Consider the following 21042-nt stretch of genomic DNA (forward strand, 5'->3'; position numbering starts at 1 on the left):
CACGTCTTTGCTGCGCTCCAGACACCGCCCACCGAACGCGAACAGCCCAGTCTGAGTTGAATAGCCCTGCTTCGAACATGGGCTATTCAACTCAGACTGGGCTATTCGCAGAGGCGACGTGGCGCGTGGCGCCGGGCCGGAAACGTGGCGCCGCGGCCACGAAGCGCGACTACGCCATTTCGAGGGCGGCTTCGGGCTTTGTGGTCCGCGCCCGGACGATGGCCAGCAGCGACATCACGATGCCGATGACCGCCCAGGCCAGCAGTCCGCCGTACGCGGCAGCCTGTCCGCTGGTGCCCGCGGCGATCGCAGCGAAGCCGTTCATCGACGGAGTCAGCGGCAGGATCGGCGCCACGAAATCGAAGAACTGCGGCACCGCCCCGATCGTCCGCCCGGCCACGGCCAGCACCACGGCGATGACCGAGAGGAACCTGCCCACTCCTCCGAACCACGCCACAAGAGCGAAGTTCAGGATCATGAACACGATCGCCGAGACGAAGGTGAGCACCGCGATGTCGAAGCCTTGGATCGCGTCGATGTCCATCACGGTGACCGCGAGGATCGAAAGCACGAGCGCCTGCAGCACGCCGACGACGAGGCCGGGCAGCAGTCCGCGCGCCCACACGGCCAGCGAAGACTTCGTTGAGAGCAGTGCCCATGCGGGGATCGGTTTGAGCACCGTGTAGGTGACCAGTCCGCCGATCCACAGGGCGAGCATGATGAGCAGGGCGATCGTCGATCCCGCCAGCACATTCGTCACGCTGTCCGTGTCGGGGGATTCGATATTCGCCGAGGCGACCTTGGCCAAGCGGTCACGTTCCGGTGCCGTGTAGGACGGCACTTCGTCGGCACCGTCCTGGACGCCGTCGGCGAACTTGCTCACGCCCTTCGCGTACTTGCCCGTGCCCTCATCGAGCTTGTCGAGACCGGCGGCCAGCTCTGAGGTGCCGGTCGCGGCTTCGGAGACGCCGTCAGTGTATTTGCCGACGCCGGTGCTGTATTCGCTCAGCCCATCGCTGAGCTGACCGGCACCGTCGGAGAACTCCGAGGATCCGTCGGCGACCTTGCCGATGCCCTTGGACAGGGCCGGCATTCCGTCGGCGAGCTGCTGGTTGCCGTCGGCGACTCCGGCGGCTCCGTCGCGCAGACCCTTCGAGGCCTCGAGCAGCTTCGGAGCGTTCTTCGAGATGTCCTCCATGCCCTTCGTCAGGTCTCCGAGGCCGTCCTCGAGTCCCTTGACGAACTTGGTGACCCCGTCGGAGAGTTCCGATGCGCCCTTGGCGAGTTCATCGGACCCGCCGAGGAGGGACGATCCGTTCTGCTCCTGTTCGAGCCCGTCGACGGCCTTGTTCAGCCCACCCGAGGTGCCGTTCAGCAGCCCCTGCGCATAGGCCTGTTCGATGCCCTGGCAGACCTGGTCGGGAGTGCCGGTCGGGCACATCTGAGCCCGTGCCTGCTCGGCCTCGCCTTCGGTCATGATGCCGGCGGCCACGAGCCCGTCGAGGTCCGGCTTCGTCCCGGCCAGCTGATCGGCTTTGTCGGCACCGTCTTTCAGCCCGTCACGGTACTGGTGCAGTCCGTCGGAGAGGCCGGAGGCCCCCGTGGACACACCCTCGGCGCCTTTTTCGAGCTCCTTGCCGCCCTTCGTGATGTCGCCGAGGCCGCCCTCACCCGAGTCTCCGGAACCGGCGAAGCCCTTGATGATCTCGTCGATGGACTTCGTGTACTCGTCGACGCCGTCGGAGAGCTCACCGGAACCGTCGGCCAGCTTCTGCGTGCTCTCGGGCAGCTTCGAGGTCTTCTTGTCGAGCTCGTTCAGGCCCCCGGACATCTCGGAGGCGCCCTTGGACAGATCGCCGGCGCCCTTCGACAGCTCCGTGGCTCCGGACTTGAGCTCTCCACCGTTGTCACTGAGTTGCTGCATCCCCGTGGACAGCTCGCCGGCACCTTCGGCGGACTGTCCGGTGCCTTCCTTGAGCCCTTCGGCGCCCTTGTCGAGTTCCCCGGCGGCGTCGCCGAGGTCCTTCATCTGCTCGCCCATCTTGTTGAAGCCGAGGTAGATGTTGTCGAGGTAGGTCTCGGTCATCTGCGTGTTGAACGTCGTCCGGGCCACCTCGGCGACCGATCGGGAGATCTGCGTGTCCAGCGCGGGCGCGGTCCCGGACACGTCGACGTCGAGCTGCGTCTGCGTCGCCGACTTCGCATCGTCGACCGAGGTCACAGCGCGGGAGAAGCCTTCGGGGATCGTCAGCTTCGCGGCGTAGGTGCCGTCGGACAGCCCGTTCTGCGCATCCTCGTCGTCGGTGATGACCCAGTGGATGTTGTTCTCGTCCTCACCCACCAGGCCGCTGGTCAGCTGCCGTCCGATCGGCACGGTCTTGCCGTCGACCTTCGCCCCGTCGTCGTTGTTGACGATGGCGGCTTCGATGGTCTCGAGACGATCGCCGCTCTTCCACGTGGCGAGGATGAATCCGGCCGCCACGATGATGGGGATGAGAACCAGGCCGAGGAGGGAGAGCCAGTTCACCGGCTTCTTCGAGTTCGCACGTTCGAGTCTCACGACTGCACACCTTCCATGTTGGTGCTGTCGACGGCGTGGGTGTGATCGCCGTCGGATTCGCTGTCGGTTCCGCCTCGCTCATCGGGTCGGGCCTCGTCGAGGTCGAGGTGGAGGTAGTTCGTTTCGGGACTGAAGATCCCGGTCACGTCCGCATCGGGCAGGCCGAGGATGACGGTGGTGCCGTCGGCGATCAGCTGCGGCAGCAGGTCGCGCAGGTCTCGTGCCGGTCCGGCCGAGTCCCGTGCTCCGTCCGCGAGCTTCTCCGCACCGTCGATGACGAGCAGATCCGGCGCCGAGGCGGCCATCCGAGAGATATCGCGCGGACTGATCGTCCGGTCGGCTTCGCCCCGGCTGAGGTCGAGGAAGGGTACCTGGCGGCGGACCCGTCCGGCGTGTTCGGGCAGAACGTTCTGGCCGATCTTCATCTCCCCGGCCGTGAGTCCGACACGGCCGGACACGGCCAGCAGGAGAGCTCGGCGGGCGGTGCCGCTGGCGACGAGGATCTGTCCGGGCAGCAGGGAGATGTCGACGCGGGCGAAGCCGCGGTCACCGGAGTACACGCCGATTCCGCGTCCGTACACCGAAAAGTCCGAGTTCGGTTCCGGCCAGTCGCGCAGAGCCACCTCGTGGGCGAGGCCCTCACCTTCGACGTCGAGGCGCGGCAGGATCCTATCGAGCCACTTCGGCAGCCACCAGGCCTTGTCGCCGAGCAGCTGCATGATGGCCGGCACCAGCGACATGCGCACGAGGAAGGCGTCGACGAAGATACCCGACGCCAGGGCGAGCGCGATCGATTTGATGATCGGTTCGCCGGCGGGCACGAAAGCCGCGAAGACGGAGAACATGATGATCGCCGCGGCCGAGACGACTCGGGCGGAGGACGCGAAGCCGGCCCTGATCGCGTCCTTGGCCGAGGAGCCGTGGACATAGGCCTCCCGCATGCCGGAGACGAGGAACACCTCGTAGTCCATGGCCAGGCCGAAGAGGATGCCCATGACGATGATCGGCAGGAAGCTGATCACCGGCCCGGTCGAGTCGATGCCCAAGGGTGCGGCGAACAGTCCGTCGTGGAAGACGAGGACGACCGTGCCGAAGGAGGCGAAGACGGACAGGAGAAACCCGCCGGTGGCCTTGATCGGCACCGCGACGGAGCGGAAGACCATCATGAGCAGGATGATGGACAGGCCGACGACGAAGATGCCGAACGGCACGAGAGCCTTGCCGAGCTGGTCGGAGACGTCGATCTGGATCGCGGTGGCACCGGTGACAGCGGTGTCGAAGCCGTAGTCGTCCTCGATCTCCGTGCTCAGGTCCCGCAGCCGATCGACCGTGTCCAGCGTCGCCGGATCATCGGAGGCGGTGGTCGGAATGATCTGGAAGAGTCCGACGGTCGCGTCGCGGTTCGGAGTGGCCATGATGACCTGTTCGACGCCGTCGACCTTCTCGATGCGCTTCTCGATCTCCTCGACGTCTGCAAGCGGATCGTCGCTGGTCACGATCTGACTGGTCATGACCAGCGGCCCGTTGTAGCCGGGGCCGAAGTGTTCGTCGATGAGGTCGTAGGTCGCCCGCGCCGGGGTGCCCTGCTCCTGGTCGCCCGCGGTGGGCAGGGACAGCTGGAGCTGAGTAGCGGGGATCGCGAAGAGCGCGAGCCCGCCGACGATGACGACGATCGTCAGCAGCGGGATCTTCGTGACGACCTTGAGCCACCCGGCGAAGAACTTGTTCATGATCGTCGGCGGGTACGGGTCGCCGCCCTCGGCGCGCGCCTCGTCGGCGATCCTCTCCCGCAGTGCCGGGTCGGCCGCCTCGGCGGGGGTTCCTGTGGAACCGTCGCCCGCCTCGGTGTCGGTCGATGATCCCTGCGCCGAGGCGGTCGTGCCCGCCGTCGCCCGCTGAGCGGCCGCGGCGTAGGCCTTGCGGTAGCGCTTCGTCGGCTTCGGAGTGATCTTGGATTTGGCGAGTCCCAGCAGGGCGGGGACCATCGTCAGGGAGATCATCACGGCCACGGCGACGGAGCCGGAGGCCCCGATGCCCATGATCGTGAGGAAGGGGATTCCGGCCAGGGACAGGCCGAGGAGTGCGATCATCACGGTCATGCCCGCGAAGACGACTGCCGATCCGGCGGTCGCGACGGCGCGTCCGGTCGCCTCGACGGGGTCGTGGCCCTCGGCGAGGAGGTCGCGGGCACGGGAGACGATGAAGAGGGCGTAGTCGATGCCCACGGCCAGACCGAGCATGAGCGCGAGCATGATCGACGAGGAGTTGATCGTCGCGAACGCGGTGGCCCCGACGATGAGGAGCACGGAGATGCCGACGCCGATGAGCGCGGTGATCAGCGGCATTCCCGCGGCACGGAAGGAACCGAGGGTGAGCAGGAGGACGATGAAGGCGATGACGACGCCGATGCCTTCGACCCAGGAGATCTCGACACCGGTGATCTGGAAGAGTTCGCCGCCGCCTTCGACCTGCGCTCCGGGCAGGGCGTCGCGCAGCGGGTCGAGGGCGTCGATGAGGTTGTCGCCGGCGTCCTCGCCGACGTCCTGCTGAGTGCCGTCGTACTGGACGGAGATCATCGCCGCCGTCTCGTCCTTGCTGATGGCGCCCTCGACGAGGTCGGAGTACGGGGAGGTCACCGTGTCGACGTGCGGGAGGTCCTCGATGCGGTCGATCTCGTCTTCGATCGCGTCCTTGTACTTGGCATCCTCAACCGAATCGCCGTCATCGGCGACGACGATCACCGAGGCGGAGACACCGGCGGCTTCGGGGAACGTCGACTTCATCGAGTCGAGAGCGGTCTGCGCCTCCGAACCCGGGAGCGTGAAGTCGTTGTCGAAGTCCTTGGAGAAGGCGGCGACTCCGGCTCCGACGAGGACGAAGATCAGCAGCCACGCGGCGATGAATCGCCACGGGGTCCGATACGCACGACGCCCCAGGGCGTAGAGGAAAGTTGACACGAAAACCTCGATACAAAAGTGTATTGGATACAGTATTGTATTGTTGTGCAATACCCACCCTCCATGCAAATGGATCCCAGGTTGAGCGATGATTCTCATGAGATGCTCAGCCGCCCCAACCTCCGACCCTCCTGCGGCCGGCTCTGACGCCGGCACGGCAGACTGCACCATTCGGCCATCGCCGACCCCCCACTTCAACGAAATGACGATGAACACAGACGAACTCAGTCCGCGCAGACGCCAGACCCGATCCACCCTCGTGCAGGCCGGCACCTCGGTCTTCGCCGTGCGCGGCATCGACGGCGCCTCGATCGAAGAGATCTGCGAGGCCGGAGGCCTGACCCGTGGGGCGTTCTATTCGAACTTCTCCAGCCGTGACGATCTGGTGCTCGCGATCATCGAGATGCGCATCTCGGAGAATCTCGATCGCCTCGATGCCACGATCCAGCGGTGGTCCGAGCAGCTCATGGCCACTACCGAGGCACCGGAGATCAAAGCCCTGATGACGCAGTTCATCGACGATGTCTTCAATGAGAAGAAGCAGACCGTGGCCGAGACGATCACGGAACAGGAGATCGAACTCTACTGCCTGCGGGTCCCGCATCTCCATGCGCGCTATGTCGAGCTCAACGCCACTCAGCTCGACCGGCTGGCCGCCCTCGTGACCACGGCCCTCGACGTCGCCGGGGCGACGACGAAGCAGCCGATCGGCGACTTCCTCACCGTCATCATCTCCGTGTTCAACCGGATCGCCCTGTCTGCGGCGGCCGGGAAGAAGATGGACGAGCACGTTGACATCGATCCGAGCCTCATCGTCGAGGTTCTCATGCACCTCATCGATTTCTGCCCCGACAGCGACAGCTGAGCCGGCCGCCCTCGCCAGGGGATTGATCGCACCGGGCGAACGGCACAGACTCGACGCTGCGGCTCAAGGCACTAAGGTGGTGCCCGTGAACGAACTCCAGCGCGAATTCTCTGCTTTCATCAACAATATGGACGTCCGCCTCGGCGCGTTCGTCCTCGCCGACCTCCCCGAAACCTTCGAGAAGGAGGACGGGGAGACCGTGAAGTTCCCGAAGGACTTCGGGCCGAAATCTTTGCCGATGCTCGAACTCTTCGTGCTTTCGAAGTTCCCGACCACCGAAGAGATCCTCAAGCCGGAGCACCGTCGCTTCTTCGAAGGACTCATCCGCTACCTCGGCGAAACTTACCTGCGGGCGATCGGCGGGGTCTGGGACCACGACGAGTCGACGGGCAACGGGATGCCGTTCATCCGCCCCGACAACGCCGACGGCCCGGCCGCCGGTGAACCGATCCCGCTCGTGGGCATCGTGCTGGCCGCCGTCGATCAGCGCAGCGCCGAAGTCTTCACTGCCGTGCTCGACAAGGCACGGGAGCTCCTCGGCGGGGACGGCCAACCGCGCCGCAAGTGCACCGGGCTCTCCCTCGGTGTGCTCAATGCCGAGAACTCGAGCGAGGAGGAGGTCGAATTCCTCACCCGTTTCATCGGCACCGTCGAACCGGGCATCGCGGCCTGGACGCAGGAGCAGGCCGATCCGAGTTCGTGGGGATTCGACCGGGAGAGCCTCGCCCGTCTGGGCAAGCAGGTCGCGGTCCGCTACGACGGTCCCGACGACATGATCGCCGAGGACGAGACCCCCTTCACCGCCGGCGCCATGCGCTTCATCGGTGAGACGGTGCGCCGCATCGCCTTCGGTCAGTGGCGCTACGGCGCCGGGCTCGAAGCCGATGATCCGCGCAGCAAGCAGCCGTTCATCCGCTTCGTCATCGGCGACCAGAACCTCGACCTCGTGCCGTGGCGGCTGATCCAGGCCGCACTGGAGGACGACGATGCAATCGCGTCGGCCCTCGACGCAGTCATCGAGATGCGCGAGCAGGAAGCCGCCGAGGCGGACGAGAGTTCCGATGATTCCGCCAGTGCGACGGACGGAGCAGACGAGGACTGAGCGACCGCCGCCGGTTCAGAGCTGGAAGCGGCGGTTTCCGTGCAGACCGTCGGCCGGTGACCCGGGGGCGAGGTCGATCTGTTTGCGCGCGGGATCGATGCGCACGCTCACGAGTGTCGCCGAACGATTCCCGTAGGTGGCACCGGGCGCCGGAGTGCAGCACACGGGCGCCTCTCCCGGTCCCGTCGTCAGCAGCTTCGTCAGGTCTCCGACCGTGACGGCTGCCGGTTCTGCAGCGTCACCGGACGAGGCGGCACGTTCGGCTTCGAAGCGCACGACCGCCTCGGCGAGGTGACGGTACCGTTCCTGCGAGGTCGAATCGGGGCGCAGCTCGAGCGCACCGTCGAGCAGATCCGGGTGCAGGAAATGGTTCGTGTGGAGGAGGAATCCGGACTCCCCCGTCTCCCCGTCGGCCCCGCGAGCCGCTCGCGCCCGCCGTTCGCGCTTGAGTGCACCGGCGATCTCCACCTGGACGGCCGCCTCGGCGGTGATGACGGTGATGACCGACGACGAAGACGTCGGCGCCGAGCCGATGATCTCGAGCGCCTCGGTGAGGGTGTCCGCTTCGGCCAGGACCCGTGCGAGGATCATGTGGATGGGCACTCCCCCGGCCTCGTCGCCGGCGTGCTTGAGGATGTTGAGCAGGACTCCGACGCCGGCCTCGTTGAGACCGATCTTGCCGAGCATTCCGAACTCGGCGATGCCCACATGCCGGTGCTGCCCGGGCACGGAACCGACGTCATTGAAGTGCCACAGTGTGGAGAAGTCCGCCGCCCAATCCCAGTTCTGCGCGGCTACGGATGCCCCCGGGCCGGTGTGACTCACTGTCGAGCATTCTGTCGGCGCGGCCGCCGCCTGGGTCATGATCTCGGTGCGGGCGATGATCTCCATGAGCTCGGTGACGGCGATTCCGGCCCCGGCGGCGACGGCTTCGACCTCCTCGGCGCCGGTCGGCCACCAAGCCTGCAGCTGCCGCCAACTCGACACAGCCGCGGACTCCACGGCCGCCTCGGTGATGGACAGGTGCGAGAAGTAGCGCCGATACGCGTCCAGGGTGGACGCGATTCCCGTGCGCAGCTCCTCACCGCGGCGGTGACCGCGCTCGATGTGGTCGTTCGCGCGGACGGCGAAGGTCACGGCCCGCACCTCGGCGGCGGGGACGAATTCGGTGCTCATACTGGTTCCTCCCTGCTGTCCCTCTTCTGACGACCGAGCCCGGCTCAGTCTCTGCCGACGAGCGAGCCGACGCCGATGTCGATACCGAGATAATGCATGTGCGCGGCGGTTTCGGCAAGGGCGGCGAAGAGGTTGAAGTTGTGCAGACTCTCGAAGCCGCGAGACCAGTGCAGGCCCGCCGCGATCGAGTAGACGCTGTGGTCGTCGGTGGCCTCCATGCGGGCGCGGATCTCACCGAGTCGTTCGTGGTGGTGCTCGACGAGTTCGACCTTGCGGTCGTGGAGACCGGTGAAACGGAAGCCGTGGGCCGGCAGCACCGCCACGTCCTCGGCGAGCCCGCCGATCTTCTCCAGAGACCGCAGATAGTCGCCGAGGCTGTGCGTGATCGCTCCGGAATCGAGGCCGATGTTCGGGGTGATCGTCGGCAGCACGTGGTCGCCGGAGAAGAACAGTTTGTCCTCGTCGCGGACGAACGCTGAGTGCCCGTAGGTGTGTCCGGGCGTCCACATAGCTGTTACCCGGCCCTCGTCGAGAGGGAGTTCGGCGCAGTCGTCGAGGACGTGGATGTTCTCCGGCAGTCGACTCATGGCCTGTCTGTACAGGCTCATCGAGTCGCTCTTGCTTCCGCCCTTGCTCGATCCGACCTGCAGGCTTTCGACTTCGGCCCACCGGTTCTCGGGGACTCCGTAGGCGCGGGCGATGTTGAGGTTGGGGTCGATGCCGGTGCCGAGGTCGACGGTGTTGGTGTAGAAGCGTTTGATCGCGCGCAGGTCCTCGCCGTGCATGGCGACCCAGGCGTCGGGGTTCTTCGCGAGCAGTGCGGGCACGAGCCCGATGTGGTCGCGGTGATAGTGAGTGATCGCGATTCCGTGGATATCGGCGACCGTGAAGCCGAGGTCGGCCAGTGCCGAGGTGAGCGCCAGGTACTGATCCTTGCCGTCCCAGCCCGGGTCGATGAGGACGACGCCGGAACCGTCGGCGATGGCGTAGCAGTAGGTGTAGACGAGTGGGTTGTTCGGAATCGGGACCGGCAGGGCCCAGACTCCCTCGGCGACCTGTTCGACAGGAGGCAGGACGCGGTCCTTCCACGCCGCCGACTGCTGGGGACTGAGTGTTTCGATCGCCATACTTCTCTCACATCTCTCGTGGGGGCCACAATGTCCGTTGACTGCAATCTACTCTGTTTCGCGTCGGCACTGACAGTTCGTTCGATCACCGGACATGCCGGTTTCTGTCGGGACTACCGATATCGTCGTTGATTTGACGTTTTTCATCGAAAACGTTGCATTTTAGCACTGATACTCGGGGGAATCCTCGGCGAAGGTTTCGCTTTCAGTGCTTTGGGCGTTAAGATCATGACGCACATCACTGCCGGGCCGGTCATCGATGTCGGCATCGACGGCCCGGTGGGCGGCAAATCTCATTGGGGAGGATTGATATGGCTGCCTCTGGCTCACTGAAGCGCAACCTCGGGCTGTGGTCCATCGTCGGACTCGGGCTCGGGTATATGACGCCGACGGTCGTCTTCGACACCTTCGGAATCGTTTCGGAGCAGACGAATGGTGCTGTTCCGGCGGCGTATCTCGTTGCTCTCATCGTCATGATCTTCACGGCTTTCAGCTACGGCAAGATGGTCAAGGTCTTCCCCACCGCGGGTTCGGCCTATACCTACACGCGCGAGACGATGTCACCGGCGCTCGGCTTCCTCGTCGGGTGGACGTCGCTGATGGACTATCTGCTGCTGCCGATGGTCAACTGCCTCATCATCCGGCTCTACATGGAGTCGATGGTGCCCGATGCGCCTGCGTGGGTGTGGGTCGTCGTCTATACGATCGTCATGACCGGCATCGTGCTGTCCTCGATGCGGGGCACCGCGAACATCAACGGCATCCTCCTCGTCTTCGCGGTCGTCCTCGTCGCCGCCTTCTGCGTGCTCGCCGTCATGCAGCTCAACGCCGGCGAAGGGGCCGGAGTCGTGTTCAGTCCGGAGCCGTTCATCCATGAGGGCGTCCACCTCGGCGCGGTCCTCACCGGTGCGACCGTCGTGTGCTTCTCGTTCATCGGCTTCGACGCCGTGACGATGTACACGAACGAAGCCAAGCACGTCAGCCTCATGCCGAAGGCGATCATGCTCACCGTTCTCGCGGGCGGCCTCATCTTCCTCGTCGCCGGCTACTTCGCACAGCTGCTCTTCCCCGACAATTCGCAGTTCACCATCGTCGACGATCCGCTGCCGGAGATCGGCATGATCACCGGCGGCCACCTGTTCCAACTCTTCTTCGTGGCCGCGGCATTCGCTGCGACCGTCGCCTCGGGGCTGGCCTCGCACGCGTCGGTGTCACGAATGATGCTCGTCATGGGCCGCAACGGCGTGCTGCCGCGCGCGGCTTTCGGATACATCAACCCGAAGACGCACACCCCGGTGTTCAACATCGTGCTCGTCGGTGCGGTGTGCCTGCTGGCGATGTCGTTCAGCCTCGAGCTCATCTCCGCGCTCATCAACTTCGGTGCGCTCATCGCCTTCACATTCGTCAACCTCACGGTCATCGCTCACTATGCGTTCCGGACCAGGCAGGTCAAGGACTTCAAGTCGGCGTTCAGCTTCATCGTCATGCCGGCGATCGGTGCGGTCCTCACAGGAATCCTGTGGGCGAGCCTGCACGGAACCGCACTCATCGGCGGCCTGGTGTGGCTGGCGATCGGCATCATCTACCTGGCCGTGCTCACCCGCGGGTTCAAACGTTCGGTGCGCAGCTTCGACGACCCCGAGGCCGACGCCGAGATGTCCGAGCCCGAGGTGCCCGAGGCCGGCGAAGGCGCTGGGACACACGCTGGTTCCAGCGGCCCCGAACCGGGAGCGCCGGTCCGCGACTGAGCCTTCGCTTCCGGCGCGCTATCGGCCGGATTGTGTGCATGAGCGGCCTCAAGATTCATATGCGGTGATCTTGATCAGGGCGTATGAATTTCGAAGCCGCGGGTGCTGGCGCGGCCGAATCGCGGGCATGTGAAAGCCCCCGAACTCTTCGCTGTTGACGATGAGTTCGGGGGCTCTTCACTGGGCGGAAGCGGTGGGATTCGAACCCACGGTGCGGGGTTGCCGCACAACGGTTTTCAAGACCGTCTCCTTCGGCCGCTCGGACACGCTTCCCTCGGTTCTTCCATGACTGTGACAGAGATGGAGCGAACCCGGCCTGCTCGGCGCGAGGTCGAGCCACCATAGTTTCTCACAACCGCAACAGCATCTGCCAATTGGCCGTTTCGCGCAGGGACTTCACCGGTTCGGGCCACGCACGGACTTCACCGGAGTGGGCACGACCGGCATCGAGGCGACGAGTCCGCGGAGGCGGTCAGTCCTTCTTGCGCTTCTTCATCCGGTTCCGCTTGCGTTCGGTGCCCAAAAGGTCATCGAACACGGATCCGCTGGACGATTTCGAATCGTCGTCGGACCGGTCTTTCGAGCCCGCGGACTGTGCCCCAGCGTCACTGAGTTTCGTCTGAGTCTCAGCGTCGCTGCGGTTCTGATCCGATCGGTCGGACAGCGGTTCGCCGAAGGTGCCGCGATCACTGTCGGAAGCCTGCGCGCGTTCGCTCCATGTGTGACCGAGCTTCGGTGCGTCCTTGGGCTTGGCCGGCTGCGATTCGTGTCCGGTGCTGTCAGCGTCCTCCGAGGTGGCGCCGCGCGCCGCGAACGAGGCCGGGACTCGTCGGACCGGAGCTTCCGGTTCTTCTTCGTCGACGAACTCTTCGTCGTCAGCAGGAGCCGGAGCTGGAGCCGCTTCGGGTGCATCGTCCTGGGGCGGAACCACGGTGGAGTCCTCGACATCGTCGATGTCGGGATCCGCGACAGCGTCTACGGTGTTCTCCGCGGTATCGGCGACTTCGACTTCATCGGCTTCGGAGGCGCCGGCTTCGGAGTCCTCGGAGCCCGATTCTCCGGAGTCGGAGTCCTCGGCGTCCGAGCTCGCGATCGCGGCCGCGACGGCGCCGGAGGTTCCGCGGGGTGCCGCAGCGACCGATTCCGAATCGGCAGCGGTCGACTCGTCGGCAGGTGGAGCCACGGCGAACGAGTCGCTCGACTCAGCCTCCGTGTCCGAGCCCTCGGCGGCCGCATCCGAGTCCTCGGCACCAGCAGCACCGGCTGCGTCGCCGGATGCAGCTGAGCCCTCGGCTGCCTCGGACTCCGTCTCGCCGGATTCGGCCCAGCTGGGACGGGTCTCGGCGGCCTCCTCGGTGCGGGACGGCTTGCCCTTGAGTACGAGGGTGAGCGTCGCCAGCGGCACGGACAGCCAGTTCGGGCGGTTGCGCAGCTCGGTGACGACCTCAACGAGAAGCCGGTCGACCAGCGCTGCTCGCAGCACGGGATCGCTCAGCCCGATGCTGTCGCCGCGTGCCCGCGAATATCCGGACAGCAGCGAGTTCTGCACCTGCGAGGCCCAGAGGTATTCGGGCGAATCGAAGATCGCGCGCAACGCCCCCGGATCATTGCCGAAGCCGCTGACGACCAGCGAGCCGTCTTCGGAGTCCAGCGCGTCGGTGCGCTGGAGACGAGCGAATCCGGCGGCGTAGTCGATGCTGCGCAGCAGAGCCACGAGGTCGAAGGCGGCCGGCTTGGGATCCGAATTCGTCGAGTCCGTGAACTTCACGACCGAATAGCCGTCGGTCGACGAGCTGACCACATGGTCGAGCGTCAGCTCGCCGTGGATCTTCTGCAGGGTGCCGATGGTCTCGAGTCCCTGCAGCTTGGCACGGTGGCCGCGCAGCTCCGGCACCAGCGAATCCAGGGCCAGAGGAGCCCGACCCAGCGCCCAATCGATGCGTTCGACCCACTTCTGCACGAGCTGCTTCGTCGGTTCGCCGGCGCCTTCGACGACACCGAACTCAGCGGCCATGTCGGTGTGGAGTTCACCGATGCGCCGCCCCATCTCCGCTGCGTGGGCGTTGTAGGACCCGATCGAACCGGAGTCGACGGCGCACACCGTGTTCACGGCCTCGCGCCAGGCGGGTTCGGCATCGACATCGACGTGGGAGAGCAGCGCCATCGGCGCTTCCATCTCCTGGACTTCGAACATGTCGTACCAGCGGCCCGAGCCCCAACCGATGACCTCGGGCACGCTGCGCGACCCCGCCTCGGTGAGGAGGACGGGGATCGTCAGCGAAGACGGCATTCCGTTCTCGAGGACGCGGAAGAACGAGAGCTCCATCGGCTCGTATTCGTCGTGGATGATGACGGTCGACTTGTGCAGGCCGGAGTCCGAGACCTCGATCGGGCGGATCTCGACAGGCATGACGTCCTCCGCCCCCACCGTGAGGTCACCGTTCGACGGCTTCGGCGGGACCGCCTCGGCGGCGGTGTTCGTCGATCCATTCGCCGAGGCGGCCGCCCCGTTCGCGGTCACCGGGAACGGCATCGGCGCACGGTCCCGAGCCTCGGTCTTCTCCTGGCTGTGGCGCAGGGACTCGGTGGACAGCTGCCCGCCGTCGAAGACCTTGCGCTTCGTGATCGCGTCGGCCATGAGGTTGACGAAGACGGGATCGGCGGCGCCGTCGTAGACGTAGACGGTGCCGAGCGCGAGGTCGTCGATGCGGCCGATGAGGGCGTGGCGCAGGTGCATGTCCTCGGCACCGCGCAGGGTCAGGGGGATGTTGAGGCGACGCAGGGTGGGGCCGTCGCCGACGGAGATGACGGTCACGAGACCCGCAAAACCACCGAGCTCCTCGGCGGTGTAAGTGAACGCACGGGCCACCGACATGGGGGTGATGTCGGGGTCGGTCCCGAAATCTGCTGCGAGCTTGGGGAACCACGGCTGTCGGGGTATCCAGCTGGCTAACAGTTGTTCGAGCTCACTGCTGATGGCCATGACGTCTCCTAGAAGGGATTACGGGCATCCTCCATCCAATCATGATATGGAGTATTCGCGGTCCAGGGCGCACCCGAAACCCCGAAGTCGCGAGCCGAATCACGGGGCTCAGGTGGACGCGAGGCGGGCACGGGGCCGGTTCTCAATGACCGGGCGACGGTCCTCATATCGATACGAATTGCCAAATAGCAAGACAAAGGGCGCACAATAGTCTGGTGGTTGAAACAGACATGACTCCCCAGAAGCTCACACTCGCCGGCGAGGTCGAGGCGGCTGCGCTGCGCATTTCCGATTCCGTCATCCTGTCGCCACTTCAGATCTGCGAGCGGTTGACGACCGCAACCGGTTCCACGGTCTACCTCAAGCGCGAGGACCTGCAGATGGTGCGGTCCTACAAGATCCGCGGCGCCTTCAACTTCATGCTCCAGCTCGATGCCGACCAGCGCGCACGCGGTGTCGTCTGCGCCTCGGCGGGCAACCATGCCCAGGGCTTCGCCCGCGCCTGCAGGGAACTGGGCATCCAGGGCACGATCTTCGTGCCGAAGACGACGCCGAAGCAGAAGATCGAACGCGTCCGCCACTTCGGCGGGGAGCAGGTGACGATCGAGATCGCCGGCTCCACCTACGATGACGCCTCGGCGCTGGCGCACCGGTTCGCCGAACGCAATCAGGCACTCTTGGTCTCGGCCTTCGACGATATGCGCACGATCGCAGGTCAGGGCACCGTGGCCGCTGAGATCCACGCTCAGCTGGAAACCGACCCGGATTACATCATCGTGCCCGTCGGCGGCGGCGGAGTGCTCGCGGGAATCGCCGCCTATGCGGCCGAACGGATGCCGAACACGAAGATCATCGGCGCCGAACCCGCCGGGGCCGCCTCGATGATCGCTGCACTCAAGGCCGGCCACCCCGTGACCTTGGAGAACATCGACCGCTTCGCCGACGGCACGGCCGTGCGTCGCGCCGGCGCCATCACCTACGACGTCATCGCCGAACTCGGCCTCGACATCCGCCCCGTCGCCGAGGGTGCGGTGGCCACCGAAATGCTCGACATGTATCAGGTCGACGGAATCATCGCCGAACCCTCTGGGGCTCTGGCCTCCGCCGGGATCGGCGGACCGGACTCGGACAAACCGATCACGATCGAACCCGGATCGACCGTGGTGTGCCTGGTCTCCGGCGGCAACAACGACATCTCCCGCTACCCGGAGATCCTCGAGCGCTCACTCGTCCACGAAGGCCTCAAACACTACTTCATCGTCGACTTCCCGCAGGAGCCCGGAGCCCTGCGCCGATTCCTCAACGAGGTGCTCGGGCCCGAGGACGACATCGCAATGTTCGAGTACGTCAAACGCTCCGACCGGGAGACCGGACCGGCGTTCGTCGGCATCCAGCTCGGCTATGCCGAAGACCTGCCGAATCTGCTCGAGCGGATGGAAGCCTCGAACATCGAGGTCGAGCGCGTGCACCAGAACTCGCCGATGTTCCGCCTCTTCGCCTGAGGCGGCCGGGCGGCGGGCCGACGCCGGAGACCCTCGACGGCGATGAGGGAGTTCAGAACAGAGAACGCTTGTTAGGATTCTACTAAGAACCGTCCCCTGACCGGGTCACAACTCGCCTGCAGAAGGGCGAGGACGCTGATGTCGCCCAGTCTCCGAAAGGAATTCAACGATGAGTCCCGTTCTGCTTCTCCTGCTGGGAATCGCGATCTTCGCATTCGGATACCTGTTCTACTCGAAGTTCCTGTCGAAACGGATCTACCGGCTCGACAGCCGATTCACAACGCCGGCGCATGAGCTGCGCGACAACGTCGACTACGTCCCCACCAACAGATTCGTCCTCTGGGGCCACCACTTCACCTCCGTGGCAGGAGCCGCTCCCATCGTGGGGCCCGCCATCGCAATGATCTGGGGATGGCTGCCCGCATTCCTCTGGGTCACGATCGGCACGGTCTTCTTCGCGGGAATGCACGACCTCGGCTCCCTGTGGGCCTCAACGAGGAACAGGGGACAGACCATTGCGGCACTGTCGGCTCGTTACATCGGCAGACGCGGAGCTGCGCTCTTCCTCCTGGTCATCTTCATTCTCGGGTTCATGGTCATCGCCGCGTTCTCCGTGGTCATCACCGACCTGCTCGTGGCCCTGCCCTCTGCAGTGATCCCTTCCTGGGGTGCCATCGGCGTGGCGCTGCTCGTCGGGGTTGCGATCTACAGGCTACGGTGGCCTCTCATCCCCGTCACGATCGTCGGTGTTGCCGCTCTCTATTCGCTCATCCTCCTCGGCGACCGGTTCCCGGTGTCGATGCCGGACTCTTTCCTCGGGCTCGAACCCACGGCCCTGTGGATCATCGTCCTGCTCGTCTACTGCGGAATCGCTTCCGTCCTGCCGGTCTGGGTGCTGCTGCAGCCTCGCGACTACATCAACGGCGTCCAGCTCTTCATCGCCCTCATCCTCCTCTACGGTGCCGTCATCACCTCGGCGCTCTTCGACACAGGACACGGACTGGTCGCTCCCGCCATCAACACCGATCTGCCCGCGGGCACGCCGAGCATCCTCCCCCTTCTCTTCGTCACGATCGCCTGCGGAGCCATCTCGGGTTTCCATGGGGTCATCGCATCCGGGACCACCGCCAAACAGCTCAACTCGGAGACCGATGCGCGATTCGTCGGATACTTCGGCGCTGTCGGAGAGGGAATGCTGGCGCTGGGAGCCATTCTCGCGATCGCCGGCGGCTACCGCACAGTCGCCGACTGGGAAGAGGTCTACAGCAAGTTCGGCGATGCCGGGGTCCAGTCGTTCGTCGAAGGGGGCGGCATGCTGCTCGAGACCGGGATCGGACTGCCCGCAGGGTTGAGCGCCACCGTCCTGGCGACGATGGCGGTTCTGTTCGCCGCGACCACGCTCGATTCGGTGGTCCGACTGATGCGTTACGTCGTCCAAGAGATCGGCGGAAACATGAACATCCGACTGCCGAAGGTCCCCGCCACTCTCGTGGTGCTCGTCCTCGGCGGTGGTCTGACCTTCTCGCAGGGAATGAGCGGAGAGGGCGGCATGCGCATCTGGCCGCTGTTCGGCACCACCAATCAGCTGCTGGCCGCGCTCACGCTGATCATCATCGCCGTCGTCCTCATCCGCAAGCGCCGCAATCCCTGGCCCGCTCTGATCCCGCTGGCGTTCGTCTTCGTCCTCTCGTTCTGGGCGGCGATCGAACAGCTCGTCTCGTTCGCCGACCCGGCAGGCCCGGACTGGCTGCTTCTGGCCATCGACATCGTCATCATCGGCTCGAGCGTCCTCGTCTCGATCGAAGGAATCGCGGCGATGCGTCGCGCGGCGAAGGAGCCGCCGGAGTCCGACAGCGCCGACGCAGAACTCGCCGGGCAGCAGCGATGAGCACGAACGGCTCCCGCGCCCCGGTGCCCCTGCCCTCTCGCGCGCCCAGCTACTAGAGTGGACGCATGCGCGCTATCACGATCTCCTCCCCCGGTGACCCCGAGGTCCTGCAGGTCACCGACGAACCGACTCCCGACATCGCCGCCGATGAGGTCCTCGTCCGCGTCCATGCCGCCGGGGTCAATCGGGCCGACCTGCTGCAGCGACGCGGATTCTACGATCCCCCACCCGGGGCCACCGAGATTCCCGGACTCGAGGTCTCCGGCACGATCGAGAGGCTCGGCGCCGATGTCACCGGCTGGTCCGTCGGCGACCGGGTGGCGGCTCTGCTCTCCGGCGGCGGCTACGCCGAATACGTGCCCGTTCCCGCAGGTCAGCTGCTTCCCGTTCCCGACGGCTTCGACCTCACCGAGGCGGCCGCCCTGCCCGAGGTGCTGTCGACCGTCTGGTCGAACATCGTCGGCCGCGGGCAGGTGCAGGCCGGCGAATGGCTGCTCGTCCACGGCGGCGGGTCCGGAATCGGCACGGCCGCCATCCAGATCGCGCGCCACCTCGGCGTGAAGATCGTCGTGACCGTCGGCTCCGAGAAGAAGGCCGAATTCTGCCGCGAACTCGGCGCCGACGCCGTCATCAACTACCGCGACGAGGACTTCGTCGACCGTGTCCGTGAGATCTGCACCCACGACGACGGGTCGACCGGCGCCGATGTCATCCTCGACATCATCGGCGCGAAGTACCTCGAGCGCAATATCAAGGCGCTGAACACCGACGGCCGTCTCATCATCATCGGTATGCAGGGCGGGACGAAGACCGAGATCAACCTCGGCTGGCTCATGCAGCCGCGCAAGACCGTGTCCGCCACGACCCTGCGGGCGCGGCCGAAGGACCAGAAGATCGCCATCGTCGCCGAGGTGGCCGATCAGCTGTGGCCGGCCGTGATCTCAGGAGACATCCGCCCCATCATCCATGAAGCCATGCCGTTGACCGATGTTGTCCGTGCCCATCAGACGCTCGAGGACGGGGCGAACATCGGCAAGGTTCTGCTCATCGTCGATGAGGAAGGTGCATGACCGATGAGTGAGACTCCCGACTCCGCCGAGGGCGTCCGGAACTCCGCGGGTGAGATGCGCACCGAGGATGCTGCGAACACAGACGGTGCGGCGAACGCCGACAGTGTGCAGTCCGGTCTGGCGCGGGCGCAACAGGATCAGGCGGATGTCTCGTCGCCGGCGAAAGTGATGCGCATCGGCACCATGGTCAAGCAGCTGCTCGACGAGGTTCGCGGCACCGAGCTCGATGAGAAGGGACGCGAACGTCTCGCCGAGATCCACCGTCGGTCCATCGACGAACTCGAAGAGGGCCTGTCGAAGGATCTCATCGAGGAGCTCGAACGCCTCGACCTGCCCTTCGACTCGGCCAACGGTCCCCCGACGACGTCGGAGCTGCGGATCGCCCAAGCCCAACTCGTCGGCTGGTTAGAGGGTCTCTTCCACGGCATCCAGACGGCGATCGTGGCTCAGCAGGCCATGGCTCAGCAGATGGCCGGTCGCGGTCAGCTGCCTCCGGGAATGGTCCCGCCCGGGATGACACCGGCCGACGGGCAGTCGGGCGAGAAGAAAGAGTCGGATCGCGACGACCACGGCACCGGCAACTATCTGTGAAGCGCTTCTTCTCCGGTCTGCGCAGGAAAGCGCCGACCGCGGTCAAGGACGATGACCGGTTCGGCACCGGTCTGTGGCGGCACAACCGTGACCGCTTCATCCGCGCCGTCGACCGGTACTACACCACCGCGGTGGCCCTCCACGAAGCACGGGGCACCGGTGACAGCACCACCTCGTCAGCCGCCTCGGCGGACACATCCGACGGCGGGGCCACGGCCGCCTCGGCGAAAGATCCGATCGACGTCATCGTCGACGGCACCCACCGGCTCAACGCACTCGTCGATGTCGTCGACGACCTGACGGCGACCCTCCACGCCCGCTGCCCCGTCACCGGTCAGGTGGTGCCCGGGCCCACTCGGCAGGTCGTCGGCGACGTGCCGGAGCTGCTGACGAAGGCCTCGTCGAAGGTCGGTGAGGCGGTGCTTGCGGCGTCGATGGCACGGTCGGACGGGCCGACGGGCCGGTCGATCGGCTCGAGCGCCGAGGCCACGGCTCGATTCATCTCGGATGCCGAGGAGCTGCTGGGGCGGGCGCAGGAGATTCTCGCTAGGGTAGAGGCATCATGAGACCTCCGATCAGCCCCGACATCCTGCCGCCTGACGATTTCGACCTCGGCCTCGTCGCCAGCGATATCGACGGGACACTGCTGCTGAACTGGAAGCCGATCTCGACGGCCACGATCGATGCGATCCACCGCTGCCAGGACGCGGGAATTCCCTTCGTCCTCGTCACCGGGCGGCCCATGCGGTGGTTGGCGCCGATCGCCGAGCAGATCCCCGACCTCGGACGCGTCGTGTGCGTCAACGGAGCGGTCGTCTATGACATCGCCTCTCAGTCCGTCGTCGACGCCCACACCATCGACGCACAGTCGCTGACGGAGATCATCGCGGCTGTGCGCGTCGACCATCCCGAGGCCCGGTTCGCCTACGAGACCCTCAACGGCGGTTTCATCGACCGGGAATTCGTCACCGGGCGGCCGCGAGAGGCCCGGATCATCGATGATGTCTCCGAACTCGCCGGCGAAGACGTCGTCAAGGTGCTGGTGCGTCTGGCGACGAGCGATTCGCAGGCGATGCACGACCTCATCGATCCGCTCGTCGACGGCACCTGCCATGCCTCGTTCTCCGAACCGGACAACGGGCTCGTCGAACTCGCCCCGTTCGGGATCACGAAGGCGAAGACGCTTGAGGACCTGTGCGACCACCTCGGCGTGGGGCGGTCGCAGGTGATGGCGTTCGGGGACATGCCCAACGACATCGAGATGCTGTCGTGGGCCGGGCACGGAGTCGCGATGGGCAATGCACTGGGATCGGTCAAGGCGATCGCCGCGGCGGTCACCGACGAAGTCGACGACGACGGAGTCGCCCGCTACCTCGACGCCGTCCTGGACGCCCGCCCCAACTAGTCCTTATTGCTACGTGACGGCGGCCCAGCAACCTCGCGCGAGGTTGCTGGGCCGCCGTCAGGTAGTAA

At 65.7% G+C, this 21042-nt stretch carries 14 protein-coding genes and 1 tRNA gene; 9 read left to right on the plus strand and 6 right to left on the minus strand.

Going from position 1 to position 21042, the window contains the following annotated elements:
- Positions 1–169: 169 nt before the first annotated feature.
- On the minus strand, positions 170–2560 hold the full coding sequence (locus QYM46_RS16740) for a YhgE/Pip family protein (RefSeq protein WP_432789871.1): 2391 nt from the start codon (positions 2558–2560) through the stop codon (positions 170–172).
- Positions 2557–5517, minus strand: coding sequence for an MMPL family transporter (locus QYM46_RS16745; protein WP_432789872.1), 2961 nt, complete (start codon positions 5515–5517; stop codon positions 2557–2559). The genes QYM46_RS16740 and QYM46_RS16745 overlap by 4 nt, the downstream gene beginning before the upstream one ends.
- Positions 5518–5725: 208 nt before the next feature.
- Here QYM46_RS16745 and QYM46_RS16750 point away from each other — a divergent pair, with 208 nt between their 5' ends.
- Both QYM46_RS16750 and QYM46_RS16755 read left to right on the plus strand, forming a co-directional pair.
- Positions 5726–6382, plus strand: coding sequence for a TetR/AcrR family transcriptional regulator (locus tag QYM46_RS16750; protein ID WP_432789873.1), 657 nt, complete (start codon positions 5726–5728; stop codon positions 6380–6382).
- A gap of 85 nt (positions 6383–6467) precedes the next feature.
- The gene (locus QYM46_RS16755; RefSeq protein WP_432789874.1) at positions 6468–7484 is read left to right on the plus strand and encodes a hypothetical protein; all 1017 of its coding nucleotides are present in this window, start codon (positions 6468–6470) and stop codon (positions 7482–7484) included.
- 15 nt (positions 7485–7499) lie between these two features.
- Here QYM46_RS16755 and QYM46_RS16760 read toward each other — a convergent pair whose 3' ends face one another.
- Both QYM46_RS16760 and QYM46_RS16765 read right to left on the minus strand, forming a co-directional pair.
- A complete protein-coding gene (locus tag QYM46_RS16760; RefSeq protein WP_432789875.1) occupies positions 7500–8660 on the minus strand; it encodes a C45 family autoproteolytic acyltransferase/hydolase in 1161 nt (386 codons plus the stop codon).
- A gap of 44 nt (positions 8661–8704) precedes the next feature.
- Complete coding sequence (locus QYM46_RS16765) at positions 8705–9787, minus strand: MBL fold metallo-hydrolase (protein ID WP_169253352.1); 1083 nt, start codon at positions 9785–9787, stop codon at positions 8705–8707.
- 311 nt (positions 9788–10098) lie between these two features.
- On the opposite strand from QYM46_RS16765, the gene QYM46_RS16770 reads away from it, so the two are divergent.
- A complete protein-coding gene (locus tag QYM46_RS16770) occupies positions 10099–11535 on the plus strand; it encodes an APC family permease (protein WP_432789876.1) in 1437 nt (478 codons plus the stop codon).
- Between the two features lie 185 nt (positions 11536–11720).
- Here the strand turns inward: QYM46_RS16770 and QYM46_RS16775 are convergent.
- A tRNA-Ser gene (locus QYM46_RS16775) sits at positions 11721–11808 on the minus strand.
- 199 nt (positions 11809–12007) lie between these two features.
- Positions 12008–14518: a maltokinase N-terminal cap-like domain-containing protein gene (locus QYM46_RS16780; RefSeq protein WP_432789877.1), complete on the minus strand. Its 2511-nt coding sequence runs from the start codon at positions 14516–14518 to the stop codon at positions 12008–12010.
- A gap of 230 nt (positions 14519–14748) precedes the next feature.
- On the opposite strand from QYM46_RS16780, the gene ilvA reads away from it, so the two are divergent.
- The 6 genes from ilvA (at position 14749) to QYM46_RS16810 (ending at position 20974) form a co-directional block, all read left to right on the plus strand.
- On the plus strand, positions 14749–16020 hold the full coding sequence (gene ilvA / locus QYM46_RS16785; protein WP_432791756.1) for a threonine ammonia-lyase IlvA: 1272 nt from the start codon (positions 14749–14751) through the stop codon (positions 16018–16020).
- 169 nt (positions 16021–16189) lie between these two features.
- Positions 16190–17908, plus strand: a complete 1719-nt coding sequence (locus QYM46_RS16790; RefSeq protein ID WP_432789878.1) for a carbon starvation CstA family protein — start codon at positions 16190–16192, stop codon at positions 17906–17908.
- Positions 17909–17973: 65 nt separating this feature from the next.
- Complete coding sequence (locus QYM46_RS16795; RefSeq protein WP_169253356.1) at positions 17974–18978, plus strand: NAD(P)H-quinone oxidoreductase; 1005 nt, start codon at positions 17974–17976, stop codon at positions 18976–18978.
- Between the two features lie 3 nt (positions 18979–18981).
- Positions 18982–19569, plus strand: coding sequence for a proteasome activator (locus QYM46_RS16800; protein WP_432789879.1), 588 nt, complete (start codon positions 18982–18984; stop codon positions 19567–19569).
- Positions 19566–20135, plus strand: coding sequence for a hypothetical protein (locus tag QYM46_RS16805; RefSeq protein WP_432789880.1), 570 nt, complete (start codon positions 19566–19568; stop codon positions 20133–20135). Before QYM46_RS16800 ends, QYM46_RS16805 begins: the two co-directional genes overlap by 4 nt.
- Entirely contained in the window at positions 20132–20974 is an 843-nt protein-coding gene (locus QYM46_RS16810; protein WP_432789881.1) for an HAD family hydrolase, read from the plus strand. The genes QYM46_RS16805 and QYM46_RS16810 overlap by 4 nt, the downstream gene beginning before the upstream one ends.
- Positions 20975–21042 lie beyond the last annotated feature (68 nt).

The organism is Brevibacterium sp. K11IcPPYGO002 (assembly GCF_050920635.1).
Lineage (GTDB): Bacteria > Actinomycetota > Actinomycetes > Actinomycetales > Brevibacteriaceae > Brevibacterium.

What these genes read in the sequence shown, in the direction of transcription:
- QYM46_RS16760 (WP_432789875.1), bottom strand. Translation starts at nt 8,660, where the DNA reads ATGAGCACCGAATTCGTCCCCGCCGCCGAGGTGCGGGCCGTGACCTTC.
- QYM46_RS16750 (WP_432789873.1), top strand. Translation starts at nt 5,726, where the DNA reads ATGAACACAGACGAACTCAGTCCGCGCAGACGCCAGACCCGATCCACC.
- QYM46_RS16770 (WP_432789876.1), top strand. Translation starts at nt 10,099, where the DNA reads ATGGCTGCCTCTGGCTCACTGAAGCGCAACCTCGGGCTGTGGTCCATC.
- QYM46_RS16780 (WP_432789877.1), bottom strand. Translation starts at nt 14,518, where the DNA reads ATGGCCATCAGCAGTGAGCTCGAACAACTGTTAGCCAGCTGGATACCC.
- QYM46_RS16790 (WP_432789878.1), top strand. Translation starts at nt 16,190, where the DNA reads ATGAGTCCCGTTCTGCTTCTCCTGCTGGGAATCGCGATCTTCGCATTC.
- ilvA (WP_432791756.1), top strand. Translation starts at nt 14,749, where the DNA reads ATGACTCCCCAGAAGCTCACACTCGCCGGCGAGGTCGAGGCGGCTGCG.
- QYM46_RS16765 (WP_169253352.1), bottom strand. Translation starts at nt 9,787, where the DNA reads ATGGCGATCGAAACACTCAGTCCCCAGCAGTCGGCGGCGTGGAAGGAC.
- QYM46_RS16810 (WP_432789881.1), top strand. Translation starts at nt 20,132, where the DNA reads ATGAGACCTCCGATCAGCCCCGACATCCTGCCGCCTGACGATTTCGAC.
- QYM46_RS16795 (WP_169253356.1), top strand. Translation starts at nt 17,974, where the DNA reads ATGCGCGCTATCACGATCTCCTCCCCCGGTGACCCCGAGGTCCTGCAG.
- QYM46_RS16800 (WP_432789879.1), top strand. Translation starts at nt 18,982, where the DNA reads ATGAGTGAGACTCCCGACTCCGCCGAGGGCGTCCGGAACTCCGCGGGT.